Origin of the sequence: Kitasatospora sp. NPDC048722 (genome assembly GCF_040650235.1) — a bacterium.
Taxonomy (GTDB): domain Bacteria; phylum Actinomycetota; class Actinomycetes; order Streptomycetales; family Streptomycetaceae; genus Kitasatospora.
Window position 1 is genome coordinate 1 of record NZ_JBEZGX010000097.1, and the last position, 21836, is coordinate 21836.

17 protein-coding genes and 1 riboswitch are annotated in these 21836 nt (G+C 72.9%); of the genes, 10 read left to right on the plus strand and 7 right to left on the minus strand.

All coding sequences use genetic code 11. The features are described 5' to 3' along the window. The first annotated feature begins 207 nt into the window (after window positions 1-207). A complete protein-coding gene (locus AB0C76_RS39270; RefSeq protein WP_359974966.1) occupies window positions 208-1566 on the plus strand; it encodes an NAD(P)/FAD-dependent oxidoreductase in 1359 nt (452 codons plus the stop codon). A gap of 60 nt (window positions 1567-1626) precedes the next feature. Here AB0C76_RS39270 and AB0C76_RS39275 read toward each other — a convergent pair whose 3' ends face one another. Then, on the minus strand, window positions 1627-2823 hold the full coding sequence (locus tag AB0C76_RS39275; RefSeq protein WP_359974968.1) for a GDSL-type esterase/lipase family protein: 1197 nt from the start codon (window positions 2821-2823) through the stop codon (window positions 1627-1629). Between the two features lie 286 nt (window positions 2824-3109). Next, window positions 3110-4447 (minus strand): aminotransferase class I/II-fold pyridoxal phosphate-dependent enzyme, encoded by a 1338-nt coding sequence (locus AB0C76_RS39280; RefSeq protein ID WP_359974970.1) that lies wholly within the window; start codon window positions 4445-4447, stop codon window positions 3110-3112. Between the two features lie 35 nt (window positions 4448-4482). Between AB0C76_RS39280 and AB0C76_RS39285 the strand changes: the two genes are divergently transcribed. The 5 genes from AB0C76_RS39285 to AB0C76_RS39305 all read left to right on the plus strand — a co-directional run bounded on the left by AB0C76_RS39285 (window position 4483) and on the right by AB0C76_RS39305 (window position 8933). Then, complete coding sequence (locus AB0C76_RS39285; RefSeq protein ID WP_359974972.1) at window positions 4483-5196, plus strand: pyridoxamine 5'-phosphate oxidase family protein; 714 nt, start codon at window positions 4483-4485, stop codon at window positions 5194-5196. A 76-nt stretch (window positions 5197-5272) separates the two neighbouring features. Further along, window positions 5273-5899 carry an FMN-binding negative transcriptional regulator gene (locus AB0C76_RS39290; RefSeq protein ID WP_359974973.1) on the plus strand — a complete coding sequence of 209 codons (627 nt, stop codon included), beginning with the start codon at window positions 5273-5275 and terminating at the stop codon, window positions 5897-5899. A 223-nt stretch (window positions 5900-6122) separates the two neighbouring features. Next, window positions 6123-7535, plus strand: coding sequence for a sugar porter family MFS transporter (locus tag AB0C76_RS39295; RefSeq protein ID WP_359974975.1), 1413 nt, complete (start codon window positions 6123-6125; stop codon window positions 7533-7535). Window positions 7536-7591: 56 nt separating this feature from the next. Further along, window positions 7592-8293 (plus strand): alpha/beta fold hydrolase, encoded by a 702-nt coding sequence (locus tag AB0C76_RS39300; protein WP_359974977.1) that lies wholly within the window; start codon window positions 7592-7594, stop codon window positions 8291-8293. Window positions 8294-8414: 121 nt separating this feature from the next. After that, a complete protein-coding gene (locus AB0C76_RS39305) occupies window positions 8415-8933 on the plus strand; it encodes an HAD domain-containing protein (RefSeq protein WP_359974979.1) in 519 nt (172 codons plus the stop codon). Here AB0C76_RS39305 and AB0C76_RS39310 read toward each other — a convergent pair. Then, the gene (locus AB0C76_RS39310; protein ID WP_359974981.1) at window positions 8923-9711 is read right to left on the minus strand and encodes a type II CAAX endopeptidase family protein; all 789 of its coding nucleotides are present in this window, start codon (window positions 9709-9711) and stop codon (window positions 8923-8925) included. The two genes, AB0C76_RS39305 and AB0C76_RS39310, sit on opposite strands and share 11 nt — an antisense overlap. A gap of 257 nt (window positions 9712-9968) precedes the next feature. Beyond that, window positions 9969-11474, minus strand: a complete 1506-nt coding sequence (locus tag AB0C76_RS39315; protein ID WP_359974983.1) for a glutamate--cysteine ligase — start codon at window positions 11472-11474, stop codon at window positions 9969-9971. A 368-nt stretch (window positions 11475-11842) separates the two neighbouring features. On the opposite strand from AB0C76_RS39315, the gene AB0C76_RS39320 reads away from it, so the two are divergent. Further along, entirely contained in the window at window positions 11843-12415 is a 573-nt protein-coding gene (locus tag AB0C76_RS39320) for a hypothetical protein (protein WP_359974985.1), read from the plus strand. Between the two features lie 368 nt (window positions 12416-12783). Further along, window positions 12784-12975, plus strand: coding sequence for a DUF5999 family protein (locus tag AB0C76_RS39325; RefSeq protein WP_313766696.1), 192 nt, complete (start codon window positions 12784-12786; stop codon window positions 12973-12975). Between the two features lie 108 nt (window positions 12976-13083). Here AB0C76_RS39325 and gcvP read toward each other — a convergent pair whose 3' ends face one another. Beyond that, on the minus strand, window positions 13084-15984 hold the full coding sequence (gcvP, locus tag AB0C76_RS39330; RefSeq protein WP_359974987.1) for an aminomethyl-transferring glycine dehydrogenase: 2901 nt from the start codon (window positions 15982-15984) through the stop codon (window positions 13084-13086). 240 nt (window positions 15985-16224) lie between these two features. Beyond that, window positions 16225-16328: riboswitch (glycine riboswitch) on the minus strand. A 224-nt stretch (window positions 16329-16552) separates the two neighbouring features. Between gcvP and AB0C76_RS39335 the strand changes: the two genes are divergently transcribed. Further along, window positions 16553-17569: a PRC and DUF2382 domain-containing protein gene (locus tag AB0C76_RS39335; protein WP_359974989.1), complete on the plus strand. Its 1017-nt coding sequence runs from the start codon at window positions 16553-16555 to the stop codon at window positions 17567-17569. 234 nt (window positions 17570-17803) lie between these two features. Further along, a complete protein-coding gene (locus AB0C76_RS39340; protein ID WP_359974991.1) occupies window positions 17804-19300 on the plus strand; it encodes an MFS transporter in 1497 nt (498 codons plus the stop codon). Between the two features lie 144 nt (window positions 19301-19444). Here the strand turns inward: AB0C76_RS39340 and AB0C76_RS39345 are convergent, their stop codons facing one another. Together AB0C76_RS39345 and AB0C76_RS39350 are read right to left on the minus strand one after the other, a co-directional pair. Beyond that, window positions 19445-20896, minus strand: a complete 1452-nt coding sequence (locus tag AB0C76_RS39345; RefSeq protein WP_359974993.1) for a DNA polymerase IV — start codon at window positions 20894-20896, stop codon at window positions 19445-19447. Window positions 20897-20954: 58 nt separating this feature from the next. Further along, the gene (locus AB0C76_RS39350; protein ID WP_359974995.1) at window positions 20955-21677 is read right to left on the minus strand and encodes an ElyC/SanA/YdcF family protein; all 723 of its coding nucleotides are present in this window, start codon (window positions 21675-21677) and stop codon (window positions 20955-20957) included. Between the last annotated feature and the right edge of the window lie 159 nt (window positions 21678-21836).

The following is a 21836-nucleotide window of genomic DNA, read 5'->3' on the forward strand; positions in this document are numbered from 1 at the left end:
CCACCCCCGCAGCCACCCCCGGCGAACCCCACCCACCCGAAAGCCCACGACCACACCCCAAGCCCACGACCCCGAAGCCCCGCGCAGCGGAACCCGCAGCGGCCCCCATCCGCCCCGCCCCAGTGGCACCCGCCCCTGCTCCGTGCGAGTGTGGCGGACAGCAATGAGCACCCTCCCGGTACGACCCGCACGGTAAAGGGATGAGCGATGGAACGACCCCGGATCCTGATCGTGGGCGGTGGCTTCGCCGGCCTGGAGTGCGCCCGCCGCCTCGAACACAAGCTGGCGCCCTCCGAGGCGGAGATCTCTCTGGTCACGCCGTTCAGCTATCAGCTCTACCTGCCGCTGCTGCCGCACGTCGCCGCCGGCGTCCTGACGCCGCAGTCGGTGGCGGTGTCCCTGCGCCGCAGCCTGCGCCGGACCCACATCGTCCCCGGCGGGGCCATCGGGGTGGACCCGGTCTCCAAGGTCTGCGTCGTCCGGAAGATCACCGACGAGGTGATCGCGCAGAAGTACGACATCCTCGTGCTCGCCCCGGGCAGCGTCACCCGCACGTTCGACATCCCGGGCCTCACCGACTACGCCCGCGGCATGAAGACGCTGGCCGAGGCCGCCTACGTCCGCGACCACGTGATCGCCCAACTCGACCTGGCCTCCACGACCCTGGACCAGAACGAGCGCGAGTCCCGGCTGCAGTTCGTCGTGGTGGGCGGCGGCTACGCGGGCACCGAGACGGCGGCCTGCCTGCAGCGCCTGACGACCGCCGCGTCCCGCCGCTACCCGCGGCTGGACGCGCGGCAGATCAAGTGGCACCTGATCGACATCGCCCCGAAGCTGATGCCCGAACTCGGCGACGCCCTCGGCACGGCGGCGCTGGAGGTGCTGCGGGCGCGCGGCATCGAGGTGTCGCTGGGCGTGTCGGTGGCCGAAGTCGGCGCCGAGTCGGTCAAGTTCACCGACGGCCGGGTGCTCCCCTGCCGGACGCTGATCTGGACGGCGGGCGTCGCCGCGAGCCCGCTGATCGGCACGCTGGACGCGGAGACGGTGCGGGGCCGGATCGCGGTGACGGCGGAGATGCGGGTGCCGCAGTTCGACGGGGTGTTCGCGCTGGGCGACGCCGCGGCCGTCCCGGACCTCGCGAAGGGCGACGGCGCGGTGTGTCCGCCGACCGCCCAGCACTCGGCCCGGCAGGGCCGCGTGGTGGCGAACAACGTGATCGCCTCACTCCGCCACCAGCCGCTGGAGCCGTACTACCACAAGGACTTGGGCCTGGTGGTCGACCTGGGCGGCAAGGACGCGGTGTCGAAGCCGGTCGGCGTCGAGCTGCGCGGCGTGCCGGCGCAGCTGGTGGCCCGCGGCTACCACCTGATGGCGATGCGCACCAACGTGGCGAAGTTCCGGGTGGGCGCCAACTGGCTGCTGAACGCGACGGCCGGCGACGACTTCGTCCGCACGGGCTTCCTGGCCCGCCAGCCCGCCCGGCTACAGGACTTCGAGTACACGGACGCGTACTTGACGAAGGACCAGGTCCGCGCGCACGCCCAGGCGCTGCTCGCGAAGGGCTGAGAACCCCGAGGGCCCCGGCCTCCCCCGCTTCCACGCGGGGGAGACCGGGGTCGCCTCACGTCACTCGGCGGCCAGGTACATCCCGCTCGCGTCCTGCCCGGCCGTGTTGCGGCACGCGTAGTTCCCGCTGCTCCGCGCGAACAGCTGGGTGAGGCAACTGCCCAGCGCCTGCTGCCCGTAGTAGTTCGGGTGCATCGACTCCTGCAGCGCGCCCTGGGTGGTGTTGAGCCCGCCGTCGAGGAAGCGCGCCCACTCGCTGGTGGTCGCGGACGGCGCGGCGTCCGCGGTCGGCTGCCGGGTGGCCGTGGAGCAGACCTCGCGCCCCTGCAGCATGTCGGAGAGGTCGAGGAACTGCACGCCCTTGGCCGCGGCGACCTGCGCCAGCGCCTTGGATATCTGCGGAACCATCGAGTCGCGTGCCCAGTCTGCGTCGCCGTCCCAGAACGGGCAGCCGCCGGTGTTGGAACGGGTCCAGCCGCTCTCGGGGTAGCGCATCTCGGAGCTGCGCGGGATCGGCGACGGGTAGGACTGCAGCACGAGCCGGTAGGTCCCCGGTCCGTAACCGGCGTTGGACATCACCGCGCGGATCTCGTCGATCGCCTTGCCGACGCCGGCCATCGCCGCCGGCATCTTCGAGTCGATCGCGGACTGCTGCGAGCCGTGGCAGTAGCTGTACCAGAAGAGGTAGTCCTGAACGCAGCTGGAGATGACGCCGGAGAACCCGAGGTCGTTGCCGCCGATCGACAGCGTGATCAGCTTGACGTTGTTCTGCGCGGCCACGGTGGCGAGCTGGTCGGCCTGCGGCGCCTCGCCCTTGAGCGACTGACCGCCGTTGGAGGCGCGGAAGACGTTGCCGGTGACGGCACCCGAGCAGGCCAGGTTGATCTGCTTGGCCGCCACCGAGGACGCACCGGTCACCTCGGCGACGTCGGAGCGGTCGCAGCCGTTCGCCGCGGTGGCACCGTAGACGGTGCTCGGGTCGTACGAACTCCCGTTCCAGGCGCGGTCGGTACCGTTCCGGTCGCCACTGCCGTCGGCGGAGTTGCCCATCCACCGGCCGGCCTCGCCGGAGATGTAGCTGTCACCGAGCGTGACGCTGGCGGTGGGCCCGCTCGGCACCGCGGCGGTGGCGGCGGAGGCCGGCGCGGCGACGGCGACACCGCCGCCGATCGCGAGCGGGAGGGCGAAGGCCGCGGTGAGCAGCCTGCGGGCGAGTCGCGGGGTTGTGCGGGTGTTTCTCGAACCGTTTTCGGGCACGGCGGAACTCCTGCGGCTCGGTCTCCCCGTGGTGTGGGGACGGGAAGACGCGTGTGAGGGTAGGCCGCCGGCGCCGGTGGCGCGATGAAGATGGCATGACAGCGCTGGTTACCGCTAGGTACGTGCAGCAGGTTTCCCGCTTTGTTACCCGCGGGTTCAGACCAGGCCCCACCCGTTCAGCCGCCGAACGCCCTCCCCTACGTGTTCATACAAGTCGCGGCCTGCCGCCCCCCGTACACGCACCACCCGCACACGCACCACCCCTACCCGCACCGGCACCGGCACCTCACACCAGCCGCGACCCGCCCGCACCCGCCCCGAGCACCGCCGCGAGGTCGTCCGCCAGCCGTGGCGCCTCGGCCGGCCGGAGCTCCGCCGTGGTGATCCGGATCCCGGGCGGCGACTGGATCCGGTACCGCGCGCCGGGCGCCGCGACCCACCCGCGCTGCACGAGCGCGGTGAGCGCGGAGGTCTCCTCCGGCACCGGCACCCAGACGTTCAGCCCGCTCTCGCCGTGCGCCGCGATGCCGCGCACCGCGAGCTCGCCGAGCAGCGCGTCCCGGCGGGCCCGGTAGACGGCGGCCACGGTGGCGACGGGCGCCGCGTCGGTGCGCCAGAGCTCGGCGACGGTCCGCTGGAGCAGGTGGCTGACCCAGCCCGCGCCGAGCCGCAGCCGCCCGGAGACGCGCCCGATGGTGTCCGCGTCGCCGACCGCGACGGACAGCCGCAGGTCGGGCCCGTACGCCTTGGCAGCCGAGCGCACGACCGCCCAGTGCCGCGAACCGGCACCGGCCAGCGGGTGATAGGCCTGATCGACCATGCCGTGCCCGTGGTCGTCCTCGATGAGCAGCACGTCGGGGTGCGCCGCCAGCACCTCGCGCAGGGCCGCGGCCCGGGCGGCGGTGAGCGCGGCGCCGGTCGGGTTCTGGGCCCGGCTGGTGACGATCGCGGCTCGGGCGCCCTCCTCGAGCGCCGCGGCGAGCGAGTCGGGCAGCGGGCCCTCGTCGTCGAGCCGGACGGGCGCGGGCCGCAGGCCCATCGCGGGCAGCAGGTCGAGCAGGCTGCCCCAGCCCGGGTCCTCGACGGCCACCGCGTCGCCGGGGCGCAGCCGGGTGCCGAGGATGCGCTCGACGGTGTCGAGGGAACCGGAGGCGACGGCGATCGGGCCGCCGGGCAGCCCGTCGGCCTCGAAGGAGGCGCGGGCGAGGGCGAGCAGGCCCGGGTCGACGGAGGGGTGCCCGTAGAGGACGGGTTCGGCGCGGGCCGCCTCCGCCGCGGCGGCGAGGGCCGCGGCGAGGTCGGGCAGGAGGGCCGGGTCGGGGTTACCGGCGGACAGGTCGCGGGCGTGCGGGGGCACGGGCACGCGGATCTGGTCGCGGGTGGTGAGAGCGGGCCGGGGCAGGATGCGGCTGCCCTTGCGACCGGCGGTCTCGATCACGCCGCGGTCGCGCAGCAGGCGGTAGGCGGCGGCGACGGTGTTGGCGTTGACGCCGAGCTCGGCGGCGAGGTCGCGCAGCGGGGGGAGCGCGGTTCCGGGCGCGAGCTGTCCGCCGCTGACGCCCTGTTCGATGTGGGCCGCGATTTCGCTGGCGCGTCGCCCTTTCAGCGGATAGTCTCCTAGCACAAAGCAAATTATGCACTAGTACATAGAGGTTTGTCATGTCGGTCCCTGCTACGGACAGCACCACGCCGGACGGCACCGCGTCGGACGCCACCACCGAGGGTGCCACCTACGCCCGCACCGCCCGCACCACCCCGACGCGCTACAAGGACCGCGCCACCTGGGAGCGGGACGCGATCCACGCGATCCTCGACAGCACCTACCTCTGCCACCTCGGCTTCGTCGCCGACGGCGCACCGGTCGTCCTGCCGACGATCTACGCCCGCGTCGGCGACCGCCTCTACGTCCACGGCTCGACGGGCAGCCGCCCGCTGCGCGGCGCCAAGGACGACGAGGGCCTGAAGGTCTGCGTCACCGTCACCCTCGTCGACGCGCTCGTGCTGACCAAGTCCGCGTTCAACCACTCCGTCAACTTCCGTTCGGTGGTGGCGCACGGCACCGCCCACCAGGTCACCGACCCGGAGGAGCTGAACGTCGCCCTGGACGCGCTGGTCGACCAGACCGTCCCCGGCCGCTCCGCCGAGGTCCGCCCGGCCAACGCCAAGGAGCTCGCCGCCACCGCCGTGATCCGCCTCGACCTGGACGAGGTCTCCGCCAAGTCCCGCGACGACGGCGCCAACGACGACCCGGAGGACGTCGACCTGCCCTACTGGGCCGGCGTCGTCCCCGTCACCACCGGCTTCGGCACCCCCACCCCGGCCGCCTCCACCACCGTCCCGCTCCCCGCGCACCTGCGCGAGCTGGCCGGCTGACCGGGGGCCCCAGCATGCACGACACGACTGTGCCCCACACGACCATGCCCGACACGACACCGAACCGGTCCACCCCATGCTGATCCGTTCCTGGGACCGCGGCGACGAGGCCGAGTGGCGCGCCTGGCTCGCCGAAGGCCGGGACTTCGGCCTGCTCGCCGCCAACGGCGGGCAGGGCGAAGGCCCCGTCCTGGTCCCGACGCACTTCCTGCTCGACGCCGACCGCGGCGAGATCCTGCTGCACCTCGCCGCGCCCAACCCGCTGCTCGCCGCCGTCCGGGCCGACCCGCACGTCACCCTCGCGGTCACCGACGGCTACGCCTTCGCCCCCGGTCACTGGCGCGGCGCACCCGGCACGCCCACCAGCTACTACGCGTCCGTCCACTTCCAGTGCACGGCGGAGGTCGTGGAGTCGGCCGCGGGGAAGGCCGAGATCCTCAACCGCCAACTGGCGCACTTCCAGCCGGAGACCCCGGACACCCGGGTCGTCCCGGGCGAGGGCGAGTTCTCCCGACTGCTCCCGGGCCTGCGCGGCCTGCGCCTGACGGTCCTCCAGGTGCGCGCCAAGTTCAAGTACGACGACAAGAAGCCGGCCGACGCGCAGCACGCGATCGCCGACCGCCTCGCCGAACGCGGCGGCGGCCAGGACACCCTGGCCCGCACCCAGCTGCTGCGCCGCCACGAGCGGCGCACCGCGGGCTGAACCCGCGTCACACCGGCGCACACGGGCCGCACGACCGACCACGGGCCGCACGACCGACCACCGGTCCCACGCCTGACACGGCATCACCCGATCGGCCCACGAAACCGGGCCTCCTCCCCCCGCCACTGGTCGAATGTGAGACGTACCCTGCCCGTCCGGCGGGGCCGGCGCCCCGCACGCCGCCGGCCCCGCCGGACGGGCCCGTCCACCTCGGGGAGCGCGCTTGTCCACAACCAACACCCGGTCCACCGCCGGAGAGGCCCACCTCGGACACGTCGTGTTCATCTCCGCGGCCGCGGCGATGGGCGGCTTCCTGTTCGGCTACGACAGCGCCGTGATCAACGGCGCGGTCACCGGCATCCAGAAGCACTTCGGAGTGGGCAACGGCGAGACGGCGTTCGTCGTGGCCATCGCGCTGCTCGGCTCGGCCGCCGGCGCGGTGGCCGCCGGCCGGCTCGCCGACCACCTCGGCCGGGTGCGCACGATGCTGCTGGCCGCGACGCTCTTCGCGATCAGCGGCCTCGGCTCGATGTTCCCGCCGAGCATCCAGGTGCTCGCCACCTGGCGCGTGGTCGGCGGCGTCGCGATCGGCATCGCCTCCGTCATCGCCCCCACCTACATCGCCGAGGTCGCTCCCACCGCCTACCGCGGCCGGCTCGCGTCGTTCCAGCAGATGGCGATCGTGCTCGGCATCACCGTCTCCCAGCTGGCCAACTGGGCGCTCAACCAGGCCGCCGGCGGCGAGTCCACCGGCCACCTCGGCGGCGTCCAGGCCTGGCAGTGGATGCTCGGCGTCGAGACCATCCCGGCGCTGGTGTACGGGCTGATGGCGCTCGCCATCCCCGAGTCGCCGCGCTACCTGATCGCCGACCACCGCGAGGCGCAGGCCCGCAAGGTGCTCAAGGAGGTCGAGGGCGAGGGCGTCGACCTGGACGCCCGGGTCGCCGAGATCCGCGCGGTGCTGGAGTCCGCGCACAAGCCGCGCCCGAAGGACCTGCTCGGCGGCCGCTTCGGCCTCCTGCCGATCGTCTGGGTGGGCATCGGCGCCTCGGCGTTCCAGCAGTTCGTCGGCATCAACGTGATCTTCTACTACTCGTCGTTCCTGTGGCAGTCGGTCGGCATCAACGAGTCCAACTCGCTGCTGATCAGCCTCTCCACGTCGATCATCAACGTGATCGGCACGGTGATCGCGATGGTGCTGGTGGACCGGATCGGCCGCAAGCCGCTCGCCCTCGCCGGCTCGATCGGCATGGCGCTCTCGCTCGCCACCGCCGCGTGGGCGTTCTCCTTCCGGCACGGCACCGGCGACACCGCGACGCTCGACAACACCCACGCCACCGTTGCCCTGGTCGCCGCACACGTCTTCGTGCTCTGCTTCGCCTTCTCCTGGGGCGTGGTGGTCTGGGTGCTGCTCGGCGAGATGTTCCCCAACCGGATCCGCGCCCTCGCCCTGTCCGTCGCCGCCTCGGCCCAGTGGATCGCCAACTGGGCCATCACGGTGAGCTTCCCGGACCTCGCCGACTGGAACCTCTCGGCGACGTACGTGATCTACGCGGCCTTCGCCCTGCTCTCCATCCCGTTCGTGGCCTTCTGCATCAGGGAGACCAAGGGCCGCGCCCTGGAGGAGATGGGCTGACCCTCCGATCCCCACCGACGACCGCCGAACGCGGCCCGACCCACCGAGAGGAAGCCATGCCAGACCAGGGCGGCTCCCGGCAGAACCTCACCTTCCCGAGCAACGGCCGCACCGCGCACGGCTACCTGGCCCGCCCGCCCCAGGGCGTCGGCCCCGGCCTCGTCCTCGTCCAGGAGTGGTGGGGCCTCACCACCCACGTCGCCACGATGGCCGACCGCTTCGCCGCCGAGGGCTTCACCGTCCTCGCGCCCGACCTGTACGGCGGCGCGACGACCCACGACGGCGCGGAAGCCGCCCGCCTCAAGCGCGAACTGCCCGTCGAGCACGCCGTCACGGACCTCGCCGGCGCCGTCGACCACCTGCTCGCCCTGGACGGCGTCGTCGGCGACGCGGTCGGCGTGGTCGGCTTCTGCATGGGCGGCGGCTTCGCGCTGCTGCTGGCCGCCCGCGCGGGCGACAAGGTGGCCGCCGCCGTGCCCTTCTACGGCCTCCCGCCCGACCCGGACTTCGACTACCGCGGCCTCACCGCCCACGTCCTCGGCCACTTCGGCGAGCACGACCGCTCGATCCCGATGTCCGCCGTCGACGAGGCCGCCACCCGTATCGGCGAGGCCACCGACATCCGCCCGGAGATCCACTTCTACCCGGCCGGACACGCCTTCATGAACGACGAGAACCCGCTCGGCACCTACGACGCCCTCCAGGCCCGCACCGCCTGGCGCCGCACCCTGAGCTTCCTCCGGGGCCACCTCGGGTGACCCCGGCGCCCGGCTCCGCGAGCGCCCCCTGCGCCCCGCGTGCGCCCGGTGGTGCGCAACCACCGGCGCACGCGGTTCGTCCGACCAGGTGAGTCCATCACCGCCACCTGGGGGGCCACTGGTGCCGAAGCCTCTGCTGTTCCTGGACGTCGACGGCGTCCTCAACCCGGTCTGCCCGCACCCGGACGCCGGGTTCGACACCCACACCCTGCTCGGCTACTCGGTCCTGCTCTCCGCCCGCCACGGCGACTGGCTGCGCGAACTCGCCGACACCTACGAACTCGTGTGGGCCACCACCTGGGAGGAGCACGCCAACACCCACATCTCCCCCGTGATCGGCCTGCCCGAGCTCCCCTTCGTCCGCTTCACCGGCTACGTCCCGCAGCCCGGCGACCCGCGCGTCCCCCTCATGCAGCTGTTCTCGTCCCGCAAGTGGGCCCCGCTGCTGCGCTACGCCGGGGGCCGCCCGTTCGCGTGGATAGACGATGTCATCCCCCAGCTCCTGGTGCGCGGTGCACTGTGGCGCCGCGACAGCGTCCTGCTGCCCATCGACCCCGGCCAGGGTCTGGAACGCCGCCACGTCGACCGGCTCCTCGCCCGCCCGCCGAGGTCCCAGAGCAAGCTCACGCTCAAGGGGTAGGCAGCCAGCTGACGTGCCCGGCGAGCAGCGCGTACCCGACGAAGGCCACCGTGTCGATCAGCGCGTGCGCCACCACCAGCGGCATCACCCGCCCCCACCGCCGGTACGCCAGGCAGAACACCGCGCCCATGACCATGTTGCCGACCAGCCCGCCGACGCCCTGGTACAGGTGGTACGAACCGCGCAGCACCGAACTCGCGACCAGCGCCGCCGGCCACGACCACCCCAACTGCCCGAGCCGGCGCAGCAGGTAACCGAGGACGACGACCTCCTCCAGGATCGCGTTCTGCCACGCGGACAGGATGAGCACCGGCACCCGCCACCACACGTCCGGCAGCCCCGACGGCGCCACCGTCAGGTTGAACCCGGCCGCCTGCGAGGCCAGGTACAGCAGCAGCCCGGACCCGCCGATCGCGGCGGCCAGGCCCGCGCCCCGCCCGAGGTCGCGCAGCTTCTGCCGCAGGTCGAACCCGAGCACCCGCAGCGACGCGCCCTCGCGCACCAGCAGGTAGCCGACCAGGGCGACGGGCATCAGCCCGCGCCCGATGTAGTAGAGCTGCCAGGTCAGGTCGAGCCACGGCCGCCCCGGTGCCCGCGAGCCGTTCAGCGTCGCGACCTGCTGGCCCAGCGAGAGCGGCGCGGTCAGCGAGCCCGCGAAGTCGATGACCGCGCTGATGCCGCTGGCCCCGAGCGAGAGCCCGAGGACGATCAGCAGCTCGGCGCCGAGCAGTCGGCGCGTGGGCCGGGCGGTCTCCGGTTCGGTCGGGACGGTGGTCACGGGCGGGCTCCAGTGCGGCGATCAGGCCTCCGGCCGTCGGCCGACCACCGGGGCGATCATCCTGACACAGCGGCCGCACGACCCGGCCGGCGGGCGCTGGTGCCGTGGCCGGACGGGCCCACCGTGTTGCGACGCCCTGCAGGGCACCTCGCCGCGTTGTCGGGCACGCCCGAGTACAGCCCGGACAAGAACGACCCTCCGCCTTGCGCTGCACCGCACCGGACCCGCAACCCGGCGAACCCCATCCGGCCGCGGACCTAGCCCACCGGCCAGGTGTGCACCGGCTCGCCGCCCCGCATGTGCTCGATGTACCGGCGGGTCATCGCCGCGAGCGCCGCCGGCCGGTCCATCCCGTACCGCTCCCGCAGCCGGTGGAACGTCGCGCTCTGCCAGGCCGCGCCGTTGGTCCGCCGCAGGCACCGCTGCTCGATGATCCCGAGGTAGCGGTCCCGGTCGGCCGGCTCCACGCCCCACGCGTCCAGGCCCTGGTAGGCCATCGGCAGCAGCTCGCCGAGCACCAGGTCGACGGCGGACACCGTGGTCAGCCCGCCGCCGCGCCCCGCCCGGCCGGAGCGCGGCCACTGGAAGACGGCGTCGACGCCGTACCGCGCCGCCTGCCGGAAGTTCTCGTCCGCCCGGTCGAACGGCAGCCTGGTCCACACCGGCCGCGGCTGCTCGGCCAGCACCCGCACCACCCCGTAGTAGAAGGCCGCGTTGGCCAGGGTGTCGGCGACGGTCGGCCCGGCCGGCAGCGCCCGGTTCTCCACCCGCAGGTGCGGCACCCCGCCGCTCACGTCGTACACCGGCCGGTTCCACCGGTAGATCGTCCCGTTGTGCAGCCGCATCTCCGCCAGCCGGGGCGCGCCGCCGGAGGCCAGCACCTTCAGCGGGTCCTCGTCGTCACAGATCGGCAGCAACGCCGGGAAGTAGCGCAGGTTCTCCTCGAACAAGTCGTACGCCGAGTCCACCCAGCGCTCGCCGAACCACGTGATCGGGCGTACGCCCTGCGCCTTGAGCTCCGCCGTACGGGTGTCGCAGGCCTGCTGGAACAGCACCGGCCGGGTCTCGCGCCACAGCTCCCGCCCGAACAGGAACGGCGAGTTGGCGCCCAGCGCGAGCTGCGGCCCGCAGATCGCCTGCGCCGCGTTCCACACCGAGGAGAACCGCTGCGGCGTCACCTGGAGGTGCAGCTGGAGCGAGGTCGCCGCCGCCTCCGCGACCATGGTGATCGACTCCAGCTGGAGGCGCTCGACGCCCTCGATGTCCAGCGAGATGTCCTCGCCGCGGGCGGCCAGGATCTGGTCGCTCAGCAGGCTGTACCGCTGGTTGTGGGACATCGCGTCCAGCCCGGTGTGGTCGTGCTCCAGCGTCGGCAGGATGCCCACCATGACGATCCGCGCGCCGGCCTCCGCCGCCCGCCGGTCGGCGTAGCGCAGCCCGGTGTCGATCTCCTCGCGCAGTTCCTCGAAGACGTGCCCGCCCAGCCGGTGCGGCGCGATGTTCACCTCGATGTTGAACCGGCCGAGCTCGGTCTGGAAGTCGCTGGAGCCGATCGAGCTCAGCACCTGCGCGTTGCGCATCACCGGCAGGCCCTGCTCGTCGGCCAGGTTGAGCTCGATCTCCACACCCATCACCGCGCGCGGCCGGTCGAAGCGGTCCTCCTGCAGCATCCGCCCGAGCGCGTCGAGACAGGCCTGGAGCTTTCGTCGGTACAACTGCCGGTCCGCAAGATCCGCGCGCGTCGCCACGACCTTCTCGCCCATGGTCCCCTCCTCCTGAGCCACCGGCCGACCGACCGTGCCAGACATCATGCCCGCCCGGAAGATCGATACCCGAAGGCGTGTACTGGCTTGCAATGCAAGGAAACTGACGACTATTCAGAGTATCTGCCGACTTGCCCGGCGCCACCGCCTGTGATAAACAGGTCACCCTGCGCACCTGTTCGATAGAATTCGCACTGCGCTCCGGCCGGTCCGCTCCCCGCCCCGAGGCCCTCGTCGAGGGCGGCGACCGCGCCGGCTCCGCGATCCTGCACAACCGGACACGGCCAGGTCCCGTCACCGTTGACACACCGCGCCACGCCGGTATGCCGCACTCGCACGCCGATCTCACACGGAGAGGCGACCTCGCCATGACTCTGCAGACCCCGCAACCCCCACCGAGCGCCCTGCGCGCGGTCCTCGCCGCACTCGACTCGGAGACCGCGCTGCGCCAGCCCGCCGCCGCAGCGCTGCGTCATCCGGCCGGCCGCCTGCTGCCCGCACACCCGCTCGCCGTCCACGTCCTGGACGGCCCGCACCCCGAGCTCACCGCCGCCCGGCGGACGGGCTGGCGCTTCCTGATCAAGGACGGCGCCGACGTGGCCGCCGCCGCGGAAGTGGTGCTGGACATCGAGGGCCACACCTTCTCCCACTTCACCGCCGGCCCCTACCTGGACTCCACCGTCCGGGCGCTGCGCCAGGCCTGGCAGCTCGCGCAGGGCTCCCGGGTACGCCACCAGCCCCGCCTGCTGACCTTCCCCGGCCAGTACGCGACGGCGCTCTGGCTGCACAGCCCCGACACCGACCCGGCCGCCGACCTGCTGATCCCGCTCGCCCCGGCCCCGCTCGGCGTCACCGCACACCGCGCTTACCCGGCCGCCGAGCTCCTCCCGCTGCTCGCGCGCGCCCCCCTCGCCAAGCCACTGCTCCTCGGCACTTCCTGACCCGGACGCCCCTGGCGGCACCCCCACCTTAGGGCTCTCCGGACCCCTCACTCACCCGGACGGGTCACCGTCCATGGCCCTGACGGGTCACCTTGCGCCTGACCCGTCTGTGCGAATTTCTCAACCAGCCCCACCTGAACGGGTGATCTCTGCCCGGGAGTTGTGGCGCATGTCACCAAATCGCTGCGCGCGCGTCCGCGGATGCCGACACTGGGAACCAGCGTGGAAGGACCACCTGTCCTACCCACTTGAGCGCCGCTCAACACCTGGTCGGCGCGCGGACAGGATCCGACTGCGCGGCGGTTCCCGGCGGCTCGCCGTCGGCGGCCGCCCCACGGGGAGGATCGCAGAGCGAAGCGAGGGTACGCATGTGCCAGCACCGTCCTGAGTGCCCGTCGGCCGAGTCCGAGGACCGCGAGGCTGCCGTCCCGGTGGCCTGCCACCCTGAGCAGGGCTGGAGCCTGCTCTGCAACGGCGTCCTCATGTTCGAGGACACCGGAGAGCTGCTGCCCGACGGCCGGGTGATCGCACCGCGCCGCCCGGTCGCCCACGCGGCCTGACCCGCGGTCCGACCGCACGCACCACCAGCGGGGCAGCCCACGAGAACGGGGCAGGGCCCCGGCGAACGTACCGCCGGGGCCCTGCCGCTCACGCCTGCCGGATCCGGCTCAGACGCCGTACTCGTCCAGCGGCGGGCACGAGCAGACCAGGTTGCGGTCGCCGTACGCGCCGTCGATCCGGCTGACCGGCGGCCAGTACTTGTCCGCCGGGTTCACGCCCGCCGGGAAGACGGCCTCCTGCCGCGAGTAGCCGTGCGCCCAGTCGCCGGCCAGCGTGGCGGCGGTGTGCGGGGCGTTGCACAGCGGGTTGTCGTCCGCCGCCCACTCGCCCGATCCGACCTTGTCGATCTCGGCGCGGATCGCGATCATCGTGTCGCAGAACCGGTCGATCTCGTGCAGGTCCTCGGACTCGGTCGGCTCGATCATCAGCGTGCCGGCCACCGGGAACGACATCGTCGGCGCGTGGAAGCCGTAGTCGATCAGGCGCTTGGCGATGTCGTCCACCGTCACGCCCGTCTCCTTGGTGAGCGGACGCAGGTCGATGATGCACTCGTGCGCGACCAGCCCGCCCGGCCCGGTGTAGAGCACCGGGAAGTGCGGGGCCAGGCGCTTGGCGATGTAGTTGGCGTTCAGCACGGCGACCTGGGTCGCGTGCTTGAGGCCCTCGCCGCCCATCAGCCGGACGTACGCCCAGGAGATCGGCAGGATCGCGGCCGAGCCCCACGGCGCCGCCGAGATCGGGCCGACACCGGTGGCCGGGCCGGCCTCCTCCTGCAGCGGGTGGTTCGGCAGGTACGGCGCCAGGTGGGCGCGCACCGCGACCGGGCCGACGCCCGGGCCGCCACCGCCGTGCGGGATGCAGAAGGTCTTGTGCAGGTTCAGGTGCGAGACGTCCGCGCCGAACTTGCCCGGCTTGGCGAGGCCGACCAGGGCGTTCAGGTTGGCGCCGTCGACGTACACCTGGCCGCCCGCCTCGTGCACCAGGGCGCAGATCTGGGTGATCTCGGTCTCGTACACGCCGTGGGTGGACGGGTAGGTGACCATCAGCACCGACAGGCTGTCACGGTGCTTCTCGATCTTGGCCTTCAGGTCCTCGACGTCCACGTCGCCGTCGGCGAGGGTCTTCACCACGACGACCCGCATGCCGGCCATCACGGCGGAGGCCGCGTTGGTGCCGTGCGCGGAGGACGGGATCAGGCAGACGTCGCGCTGGGTGTCGCCGTTGGCGTGGTGGTAGGCACGGACGGCCAGCAGGCCGGCCAGCTCGCCCTGCGAACCGGCGTTCGGCTGGATCGAGACGGCGTCGTAGCCGGTCACCTCGACCAGCTGCTGCTCCAGCTGGCGGATCAGGGTCAGGTAGCCCTGGGCCTGGTCGATCGGCGCGAACGGGTGCAGCTGGCCGAACTCCGGCCAGGTCACCGGCTCCATCTCGGTGGTCGCGTTGAGCTTCATGGTGCAGGAGCCCAGCGGGATCATGCCGCGGTCCAGCGCGTAGTCCCGGTCCGACAGGCGGCGCAGGTAGCGCAGCATGGCGGTCTCCGAGCGGTGGCTGTGGAAGACCGGGTGGGTGAGGTAGTCGTCCTCGCGCAGCAGCGCGGCGGGCAGCGCGTCGGCGGTCTCGGCGGCCTCGACGGCGGGCACGCCGAACGCGGCCCAGACGCCGGCCAGGTGCTCGCGGGTGGTGGTCTCGTCGGTGGAGACCGAGATCCGGTCCTCGCCGTCCTGGTACAGGTTGATGCCGTTGGCGCGGGCGGCGGCGGCGATCTCGGCGGCGCGGCCCGGGACGACGGCGGTGACGGTGTCGAAGAACTCGCCGTGCAGCAGCTCGACGCCGCCGGCCCGCAGGCCCTCGGCGAGGGCGGCGGCGTAGCGGTGGGTGCGGCGGGCGATGTCGGCCAGGCCGTCCGGGCCGTGGTAGACGGCGTACATCGAGGCCATGACGGCGAGCAGCACCTGGGCGGTGCAGATGTTGCTGGTGGCCTTCTCGCGGCGGATGTGCTGCTCGCGGGTCTGCAGCGCCAGGCGGTAGGCGCGGTTGCCGTCCGAGTCGACGGAGACGCCGACCAGGCGGCCGGGCAGCGAGCGGGCGTACTCGGCGCGCACCGACAGGTAGCCGGCGTGCGGGCCGCCGAAGCCCATCGGCACGCCGAAGCGCTGCGAGGTGCCGCAGGCGATGTCGGCGCCGAGCGAGCCGGGCGACTTGAGCAGGGTCAGCGCCAGCAGGTCGGCGGCGACCGCGACGATCGCGCCGAGGCCGTGGGCCTGCTCGATGACGGGGGCGAGGTCGCGCACGACACCGGTGGCGCCCGGGTACTGGAGCAGCACGCCGAAGACGCCGCGCTCGGCGATCTCGGCCGGGATGCCCTCGGAGAGGTCCGCGACGACGACCTCGACACCGGTCGGCACGGCGCGGGTGTTGATCACCGCGACGGTCTGCGGCAGGGTCTCGGCGTCGACGAGGAACACGCCGCCCTTGACCTTGGTGACGCGGCGGGCCAGCGCCATCGCCTCGGCGGCGGCGGTGCCCTCGTCGAGCAGCGAGGAGCCCGAGGTGGGCAGGCCGGTCAGGTCGGAGACCAGGGTCTGGAAGTTGAGCAGCGCCTCCAGGCGGCCCTGCGAGATCTCCGGCTGGTACGGGGTGTACGCGGTGTACCAGGCCGGGTTCTCCAGGACGTTGCGCAGGATCACCGGCGGGGTGAAGGTGCCGTAGTAGCCCAGGCCGATCATCGGCTGGAGCACCTGGTTGCGGCCGGCCAGCTCGCGCAGCTCCGCGAGGACCTGGGCCTCGCTGCGGCCGGCGGGCAGGTCCAGACCCGTGATGGAACGGATCGCCTCGGGCACGGCGGTGGCGGCGAGCTCGTCCAGCGAGCCGTAGCCGACCTGCGCCAGCATCTTCTCCTGCGCGGCGGCGTCGGGGCCGATGTGGCGGTTCTCGAAGGGGCTGGCCTGCTCGAGCTCGGTGAGGGTGACGGCGCCGCTCGGGCGTCCCGCGTTCGACTGGGCGTTCATGGTGGTCGAGGCCTCCTGGTCACGGACCGGCGGGGGTACGCACGCCGGTCGGCCTGCACCGCTGCGGACAGCGGGTGGGCCTGGTGGCGGGCGGACCCGACAGGCCTCCCCCTCTGTCATCGGGACCTGAGAGCTTCGCCCGCGCGGCGCGCTGTGGGCGCTCCGCCGGCTTGCACCGTCGGTGAGGGTGGTGGCCGTCGGCTCCCTCGCCGGCGGTCCTGCCCTGCTTTCCAGAGTGACCTATCCCACACGGTACGGATGCCTGAGAGATTCCGGGGAGGAGTTGCTCCTTCGGCGCCCCGACCAGCGGTTTTCGCCTTCGGGGACTCTCCCGAGCGGGCTCGGCGGTCGCGGCCCAGGGTACCAGCGGGAGCCCGTTCGATCACGGGTGTGTCCGGTCACCCGGGGTCTACGCGCGTCCCCCGAACGGCCCACCCCGCAGCCCGTCCGGACGCATCCCGCTCGCGGCCGTCCGGTTGATGGCTTTTGGTGTGAAGTGGCGGACGGCACGGGTGCTCCGGCCGCCGTCCTGCGGGAGTTCCGCAGGCGCAGCGCACTGGAGGAAAGAGTGCAAACCGATATCGACCCCCGCGACCTCATCGGCCACAAGGCGGTCGACCGCAACGGAGACAAGATCGGCACGGTTGACGAGGTGTACCTGGACGACGCCACCGGCCAGCCCGAGTGGGCCGCCGTCCGCACCGGCATCTTCGGCCGGGACGCCTTCGTCCCGCTCACCACGAGCGAGTTCTCCGGCGACGAGCTCCGCGTGCCGTACGACAAGTCGCTGGTCAAGGAGTCGCCGGACTTCGGCGTCGGCCAGCACCTGTCGCCGGCCCAGGAGCTCCAGCTCTACCGCTACTACGGCCTCGACACCCCGGCGAACGGCCGGCCGGTGAACGGCGACGCCGGACCGCCGAAGCCCGACCTCGACTTCGGCACCGCCGCGGCCGCCGCCACGACGACCGTCGCCCCCATGACCACGACCACCCTCACCGCCGCTCCCACCACGACCGCCCCGGAGGCCCACGTGCGGACCCTCAGCACCCCCGCGCCGACAGCCGCCCCGATGGCGGCCGCGACCACGACCGCCCAACCACCCGCCCAGTCCAGGCCCCAGAGCGCTCCGGCGACCGGGGCGCCGTCCGCCCCCAGTGGCCCGGTCGAGATCACCTGCCGCGAGGAGCGGCTGGACATCACCACCGAGTGGCACGTACTGGGCACGGCGAAGCTGCGCAAGTACGTGACGAGCGAGCAGGTCGAGCGCCGGGTCCCGGTGGTCCGCGAACGCGTCCGGGTGGAGCGGATGCCGGTGGGCGACGCCGAGCGGGCGACCCTCACCGAGAAGGAGATCGCCGAGGCGGTGGAGGAGGTCACCCTGCGCGAGGAGCGCCCGGTGGTCCGCAAGTACCTCGCCCCGATCGAGCGGGTCCGCCTCGTCGTCGAGCGCTACACGGCGGAGGAGGTCATCCACGACGAACTCCGCCGCGAGAACGTCGAGGTCCACGACGACACCCCCGCCACCCCCGCCACCCCCGCCACCCCCGCCACCCCCAACGGCCCTTCCCTCCGCCCCATGTCCTGACCAGCGCCACCCAAAGGCTCCCGGCCCCACCGGGAGCCTTTGCCATGCCCGCCGGCTCCCTGCAGCCACCTGTCCCTCCGCCACACCGCACCCACCCCCGGCCCGCCGCGGGCACCCCCACCCCCACCCGACGACCCCCCTTTGCCAAACCTTAACCACTCGATATTTGACACTCTGAAGTATCTCCCTGCATGGTTATTTCAGTTCATTCACTATGTACGGGAGGAAGCAACCGTGAGTGAGGCACCACAGCCCACCACCGCGGCCGAGAAGCAGAGCACCACCCGGGTCCTGCCGGCCCTCATCCTGGCGATGCTGTCGTTCAGCGTGGTGCAGACCGCGGTCGTCCCGATCCTGCCGTCGCTGGCCAAGGAACTGGACGTCTCCGGCTCCAACATCACCTGGCTGATGACCGCCAACCTGCTCTCCGCCGCCGTGCTGACTCCCCTCCTGGGCCGCTTCGGCGACCTCCGGGGCCGCAAGCCGATGCTGCTGATCTCGCTGGCCGGTCTGGTCGCCGGTTCGGCGCTCGCCGTCAGCACCCACTCGTTCAGCCTGCTGATCATCGCCCGCGTCCTCCAGGGCGCCGGCGGTGGCGTGATGCCGCTGGCGATCAGCATCGTCCGCGACGAGCTGCCCAAGCAGAAGGTGACCGGCGGCGTCGCCGCCATCAGCGCCTCGATGGGCGTCGGCTCCGGCCTCGGCCTGGTGGCCACCGGTCTCCTGCTGGAGCACTGGAACTACAAGTCGATCTTCTGGATGGGCCTCGTCTTCGGCCTGATCGCCGTCGCCCTGGTCGCCTTCCGCGTCCCGTCCGACCCGGTGACCGACAAGGAGGGCGGCGCCGACCCGCTCGGCGCCCTCACCCTGGCCGGCTGGCTCTCCGCCCTGCTGGTCGCGGTCAGCCAGGGCAACCACTGGGGCTGGACCTCCACCAAGACCCTCGGCCTGTTCGCCGTCGCCGCCGTCGTGGCCCTGATCTGGGGCGTCGTCGAGGTCAAGGTCGCGCACCCGCTCGTGGACCTGAGCATGATGTCCCGTCCCGCGGTCGCCTTCACCAACCTGGCCGGCCTGCTGATCGGCTTCGGCATGTACGGCTCGTTCATGGTCATCAGCAACTTCGCCCAGACCCCCGAGAAGCTCGCCCACTACGGCTTCACCGCCACCGTGCTGCACGCCGGCATCATGCTGCTGCCGTCCGCCATCGGCTCGATGGTGGCCGCCCCGGTCGGCGCCATGCTGATCGCCCGCCGCGGCCCGCGCCTGCCGCTGGTCCTCGGTGGCGTCCTCGGCGCCGTCGCGATGGCCTACCTGGCGCTGCGCCACAGCCACGAGGGCGACATCTACACCGCCTCCGCCATCTTCGGTCTCGGCATCGGCCTCGCCTTCGCCGCGATGCCGGCGTACATCAACGGCGCCGTCCCGGTCGAGCAGAGCGGCATCGCCAACGGCATGAACTCCGTGCTGCGCACCGTCGGCGGCGCGATCGGCACCGCCGTGATGACCGCCATCCTGACCGGCGACACCATGAAGCTCCCGATCAAGATCCCGGTGCAGCTGCCGACCCTGGACGCCTACAAGCACGCGTTCTGGACCACCGCCGTGGTCTGCATCATCGCCGGTGTCGTGCCGTTCCTGATCCGCACCGTCAAGTCCTCCGCCGCGGTCACCGCCCCCGGTGCCCAGGCGGGGCAGATCCCCAGCGACGAGCTGGTCAAGACCGACGCCTGACGAGGCGTCCGCCCCCGTGCTCAGGGACAGGGCGCGGGGGCCCGGGCCTCACGCGGTCGGGAGGGCATCGCGACCGCCCGAGGCCCGGTAACGGAATGCGGCCCCACCTGGTACTCCCCTTCCAGGTGGGGCCGCAACGCGTTCTCAGCCCTCCTCCTCGGCCTCTTCCCCACCGACCTCACCGCCCCCATCGCCGCCGTCGCCCCCGTCACCGAACCGCCGACCGCCCCAGTCCTCGCCCTCGACCAGCGGCAGCGGCCGGGCCGGCTCCAGGTCGGGATCGTCCACCGAGAAGGTCCGCACCCGCCCCGGCTCGCTCCACGGCGTCTCGAAGCGCACGGTCACCCGCCCGACACCACTGCCCTGCACCCACCCGGGCCCGTACTCCGCGTGGTGGACGTCCTGCCCGGGCATCCAGCGCCGCAGGGCGGGCTCCTCCGGCCCCTCCGCGGCCCCCACGCCCTCCTCCCCGGTCCGTTCGAGCGCGGCCTCCTCCCGGACGGCCTGGGCGAACAGGTCCTCCTGGGTGTAGTCGGCGAGCTGCGAGACCCCGACGCCGAGCAGCCGCACCCCGCCCGTGATGTCCACCTGGGACGCCAGCCGGCGCGCCGTCTCGGTGATCACCGTCTCGTCGTCCGTCGGCCCGCGCAGCGTCTCCGAGCGGGTGAGCGTCGAGAAGTCGAAGCGGCGGACCTTGAGCACCACCGTCCGCCCCGACCGCCCCGCGGCCCGCAGCCGCCGCACGCACCGGGCGGCCAGCACCTCGACCTCGCGCAGCACGCGGTCCCGGTCGGCGAGGTCCACCTCGAAGGTGTCCTCCACCGACACCGATTTGGCGTCCTGATCGGCCACCACGGGCCGGTCGTCCAGCCCTATCGACATGGCGTAGATGCCGCTGCCGTGGGCCTTCCCGACCAGTTGGACGAGCTCCGCCTCCCCCGCGTCGGTGAGATCGGCCACCGTGACCAACCCGGCCCGCCGCAGCACCTGCTCGGTGGCCGGCCCGATCCCGGGCAGCGCCCGCACCGGCATCGGGCCGAGCACGGCCCGCTCCTGCCCTGGCTCGATCAGCACCAGCCCGTCCGGCTTGGCCCGCTCGGAGGCGATCTTCGCCATCAGCTTGGACCCGGCGGCGCCGACCGACCCGGTCACCCCGGTGTGCCGACGGATGTCGGCCCGCAGGTCCTCCGCGAGCGCCAGCACCAGCCGCTCCCCGGTCTGGTGGTCCGCCCCCCTCAGGGCCGGGCCGTACGGGCCGGCCTCCAGATCGACGAACGCCTCGTCCAGGCTCAGCGGCTGCACCAGCGGCGACAGCTCCCGCAGCAGGCGCATGACGATGTCGCTGACCTGCCGGTAGGCCTCGAACCGCCCGGTCAGGAAGGCGGCGTTCGGGCACAACCGGCGCGCCTGCGCCGTCGGCATCGCCGAGTGCACCCCGAACTTCCTCGCCTCGTACGACGCGGTGGAGACGACCCCCCGCCCGCCCACCCCGCCGACGATCACCGGTTTGCCACGCAGGCTCGGCTTGGCCGCCTGCTCCACCGCCGCGAAGAAGGCGTCCATGTCGAGGTGGATGATGCTCGGCAGTGATCGCACGCGCCGATCATGCCGCACGGGTCCGACAGTGCGTGCGAACCCGGCCGCGCCGCCGCCGCTACCCCTTGGCTGCCTGCGCCAGCGCCTTCGGGATCCCGTCCTCCTTGGGCCCGAGGAACACCGGGTCCGGCCGCGTCCAGGCACTCAGCGCCGCCTTGCCTGCCCCCGGGATCTCCCGCAGGCCGCCGTACAGCCACGTCACGTCGTGCAGCTCCGGCACCCCGACGGCGTACGACTCGATCCCGGCCGCCCGGCACAGCGCCAGCGCCCGCCTGACGTGGAAGTCCTGGCTCACCAGCACCGCGCGGTCCACCCCGAAGATGCGGTGCGCCCGGGTGCAGGAGTCCCACGTGGTGAAACCCGCGTAGTCCCGGACCACCCGGTCCGCCGGGACGCCGTGGTCGACCAGGTAGCGGAACATCGCGTCGGGCTCGCTGTACTCCACCCGTCCGTTGTCGCCGGTCACCAGGATCGCCTGGACCTTCCCCTCCCGGTAGAGGTCCAGCGCCCCGACCAGGCGGTGCTCCAGGTAGGGCGTCGGCAGTCCGTGGTCCAGCCCCGCCCCGAAGACGACCGCCACCGGCGCCGACGGCGCCGACTCCACCGTGCCCACCCGGTCCCCCGCCGTCAGCCACAGCCAGGACATCGGCGCCAGCGCCGCCGCGCAGCAGAGGACGGCCAGTTGGTAGATCCTGCGCTGCGTCCGCCGCTGCCGCAGCCGGACGGTCCACTGCCCGGCCCGGCGCCGCAGCAGGCCCGCTATCCCGGAGCCGACGCTCACGTGCCCTCCCTAGATCGTTCCACCAGGCACCACGACGAGGCCGCGGGCCCGGACGGGATCGGCGGCGCCGGGTCGAGGGCGTCGGCGATGTAGCGGAAGTCGACCTGGGAGACGAGCCACTCCGGTTCGGCGTCGGCGAGCAGCTGCCACAGCGGCTTG

Excerpts from the sequence above, each read along its gene's own strand:
- AB0C76_RS39270 (WP_359974966.1), top strand. The coding sequence starts at position 208 with ATGGAACGACCCCGGATCCTGATCGTGGGCGGTGGCTTCGCCGGCCTG.
- AB0C76_RS39285 (WP_359974972.1), top strand. The coding sequence starts at position 4,483 with ATGTCGGTCCCTGCTACGGACAGCACCACGCCGGACGGCACCGCGTCG.
- AB0C76_RS39290 (WP_359974973.1), top strand. The coding sequence starts at position 5,273 with ATGCTGATCCGTTCCTGGGACCGCGGCGACGAGGCCGAGTGGCGCGCC.
- AB0C76_RS39300 (WP_359974977.1), top strand. The coding sequence starts at position 7,592 with ATGCCAGACCAGGGCGGCTCCCGGCAGAACCTCACCTTCCCGAGCAAC.
- AB0C76_RS39315 (WP_359974983.1), bottom strand. The coding sequence starts at position 11,474 with ATGGGCGAGAAGGTCGTGGCGACGCGCGCGGATCTTGCGGACCGGCAG.
- AB0C76_RS39320 (WP_359974985.1), top strand. The coding sequence starts at position 11,843 with ATGACTCTGCAGACCCCGCAACCCCCACCGAGCGCCCTGCGCGCGGTC.
- AB0C76_RS39325 (WP_313766696.1), top strand. The coding sequence starts at position 12,784 with ATGTGCCAGCACCGTCCTGAGTGCCCGTCGGCCGAGTCCGAGGACCGC.
- gcvP (WP_359974987.1), bottom strand. The coding sequence starts at position 15,984 with ATGAACGCCCAGTCGAACGCGGGACGCCCGAGCGGCGCCGTCACCCTC.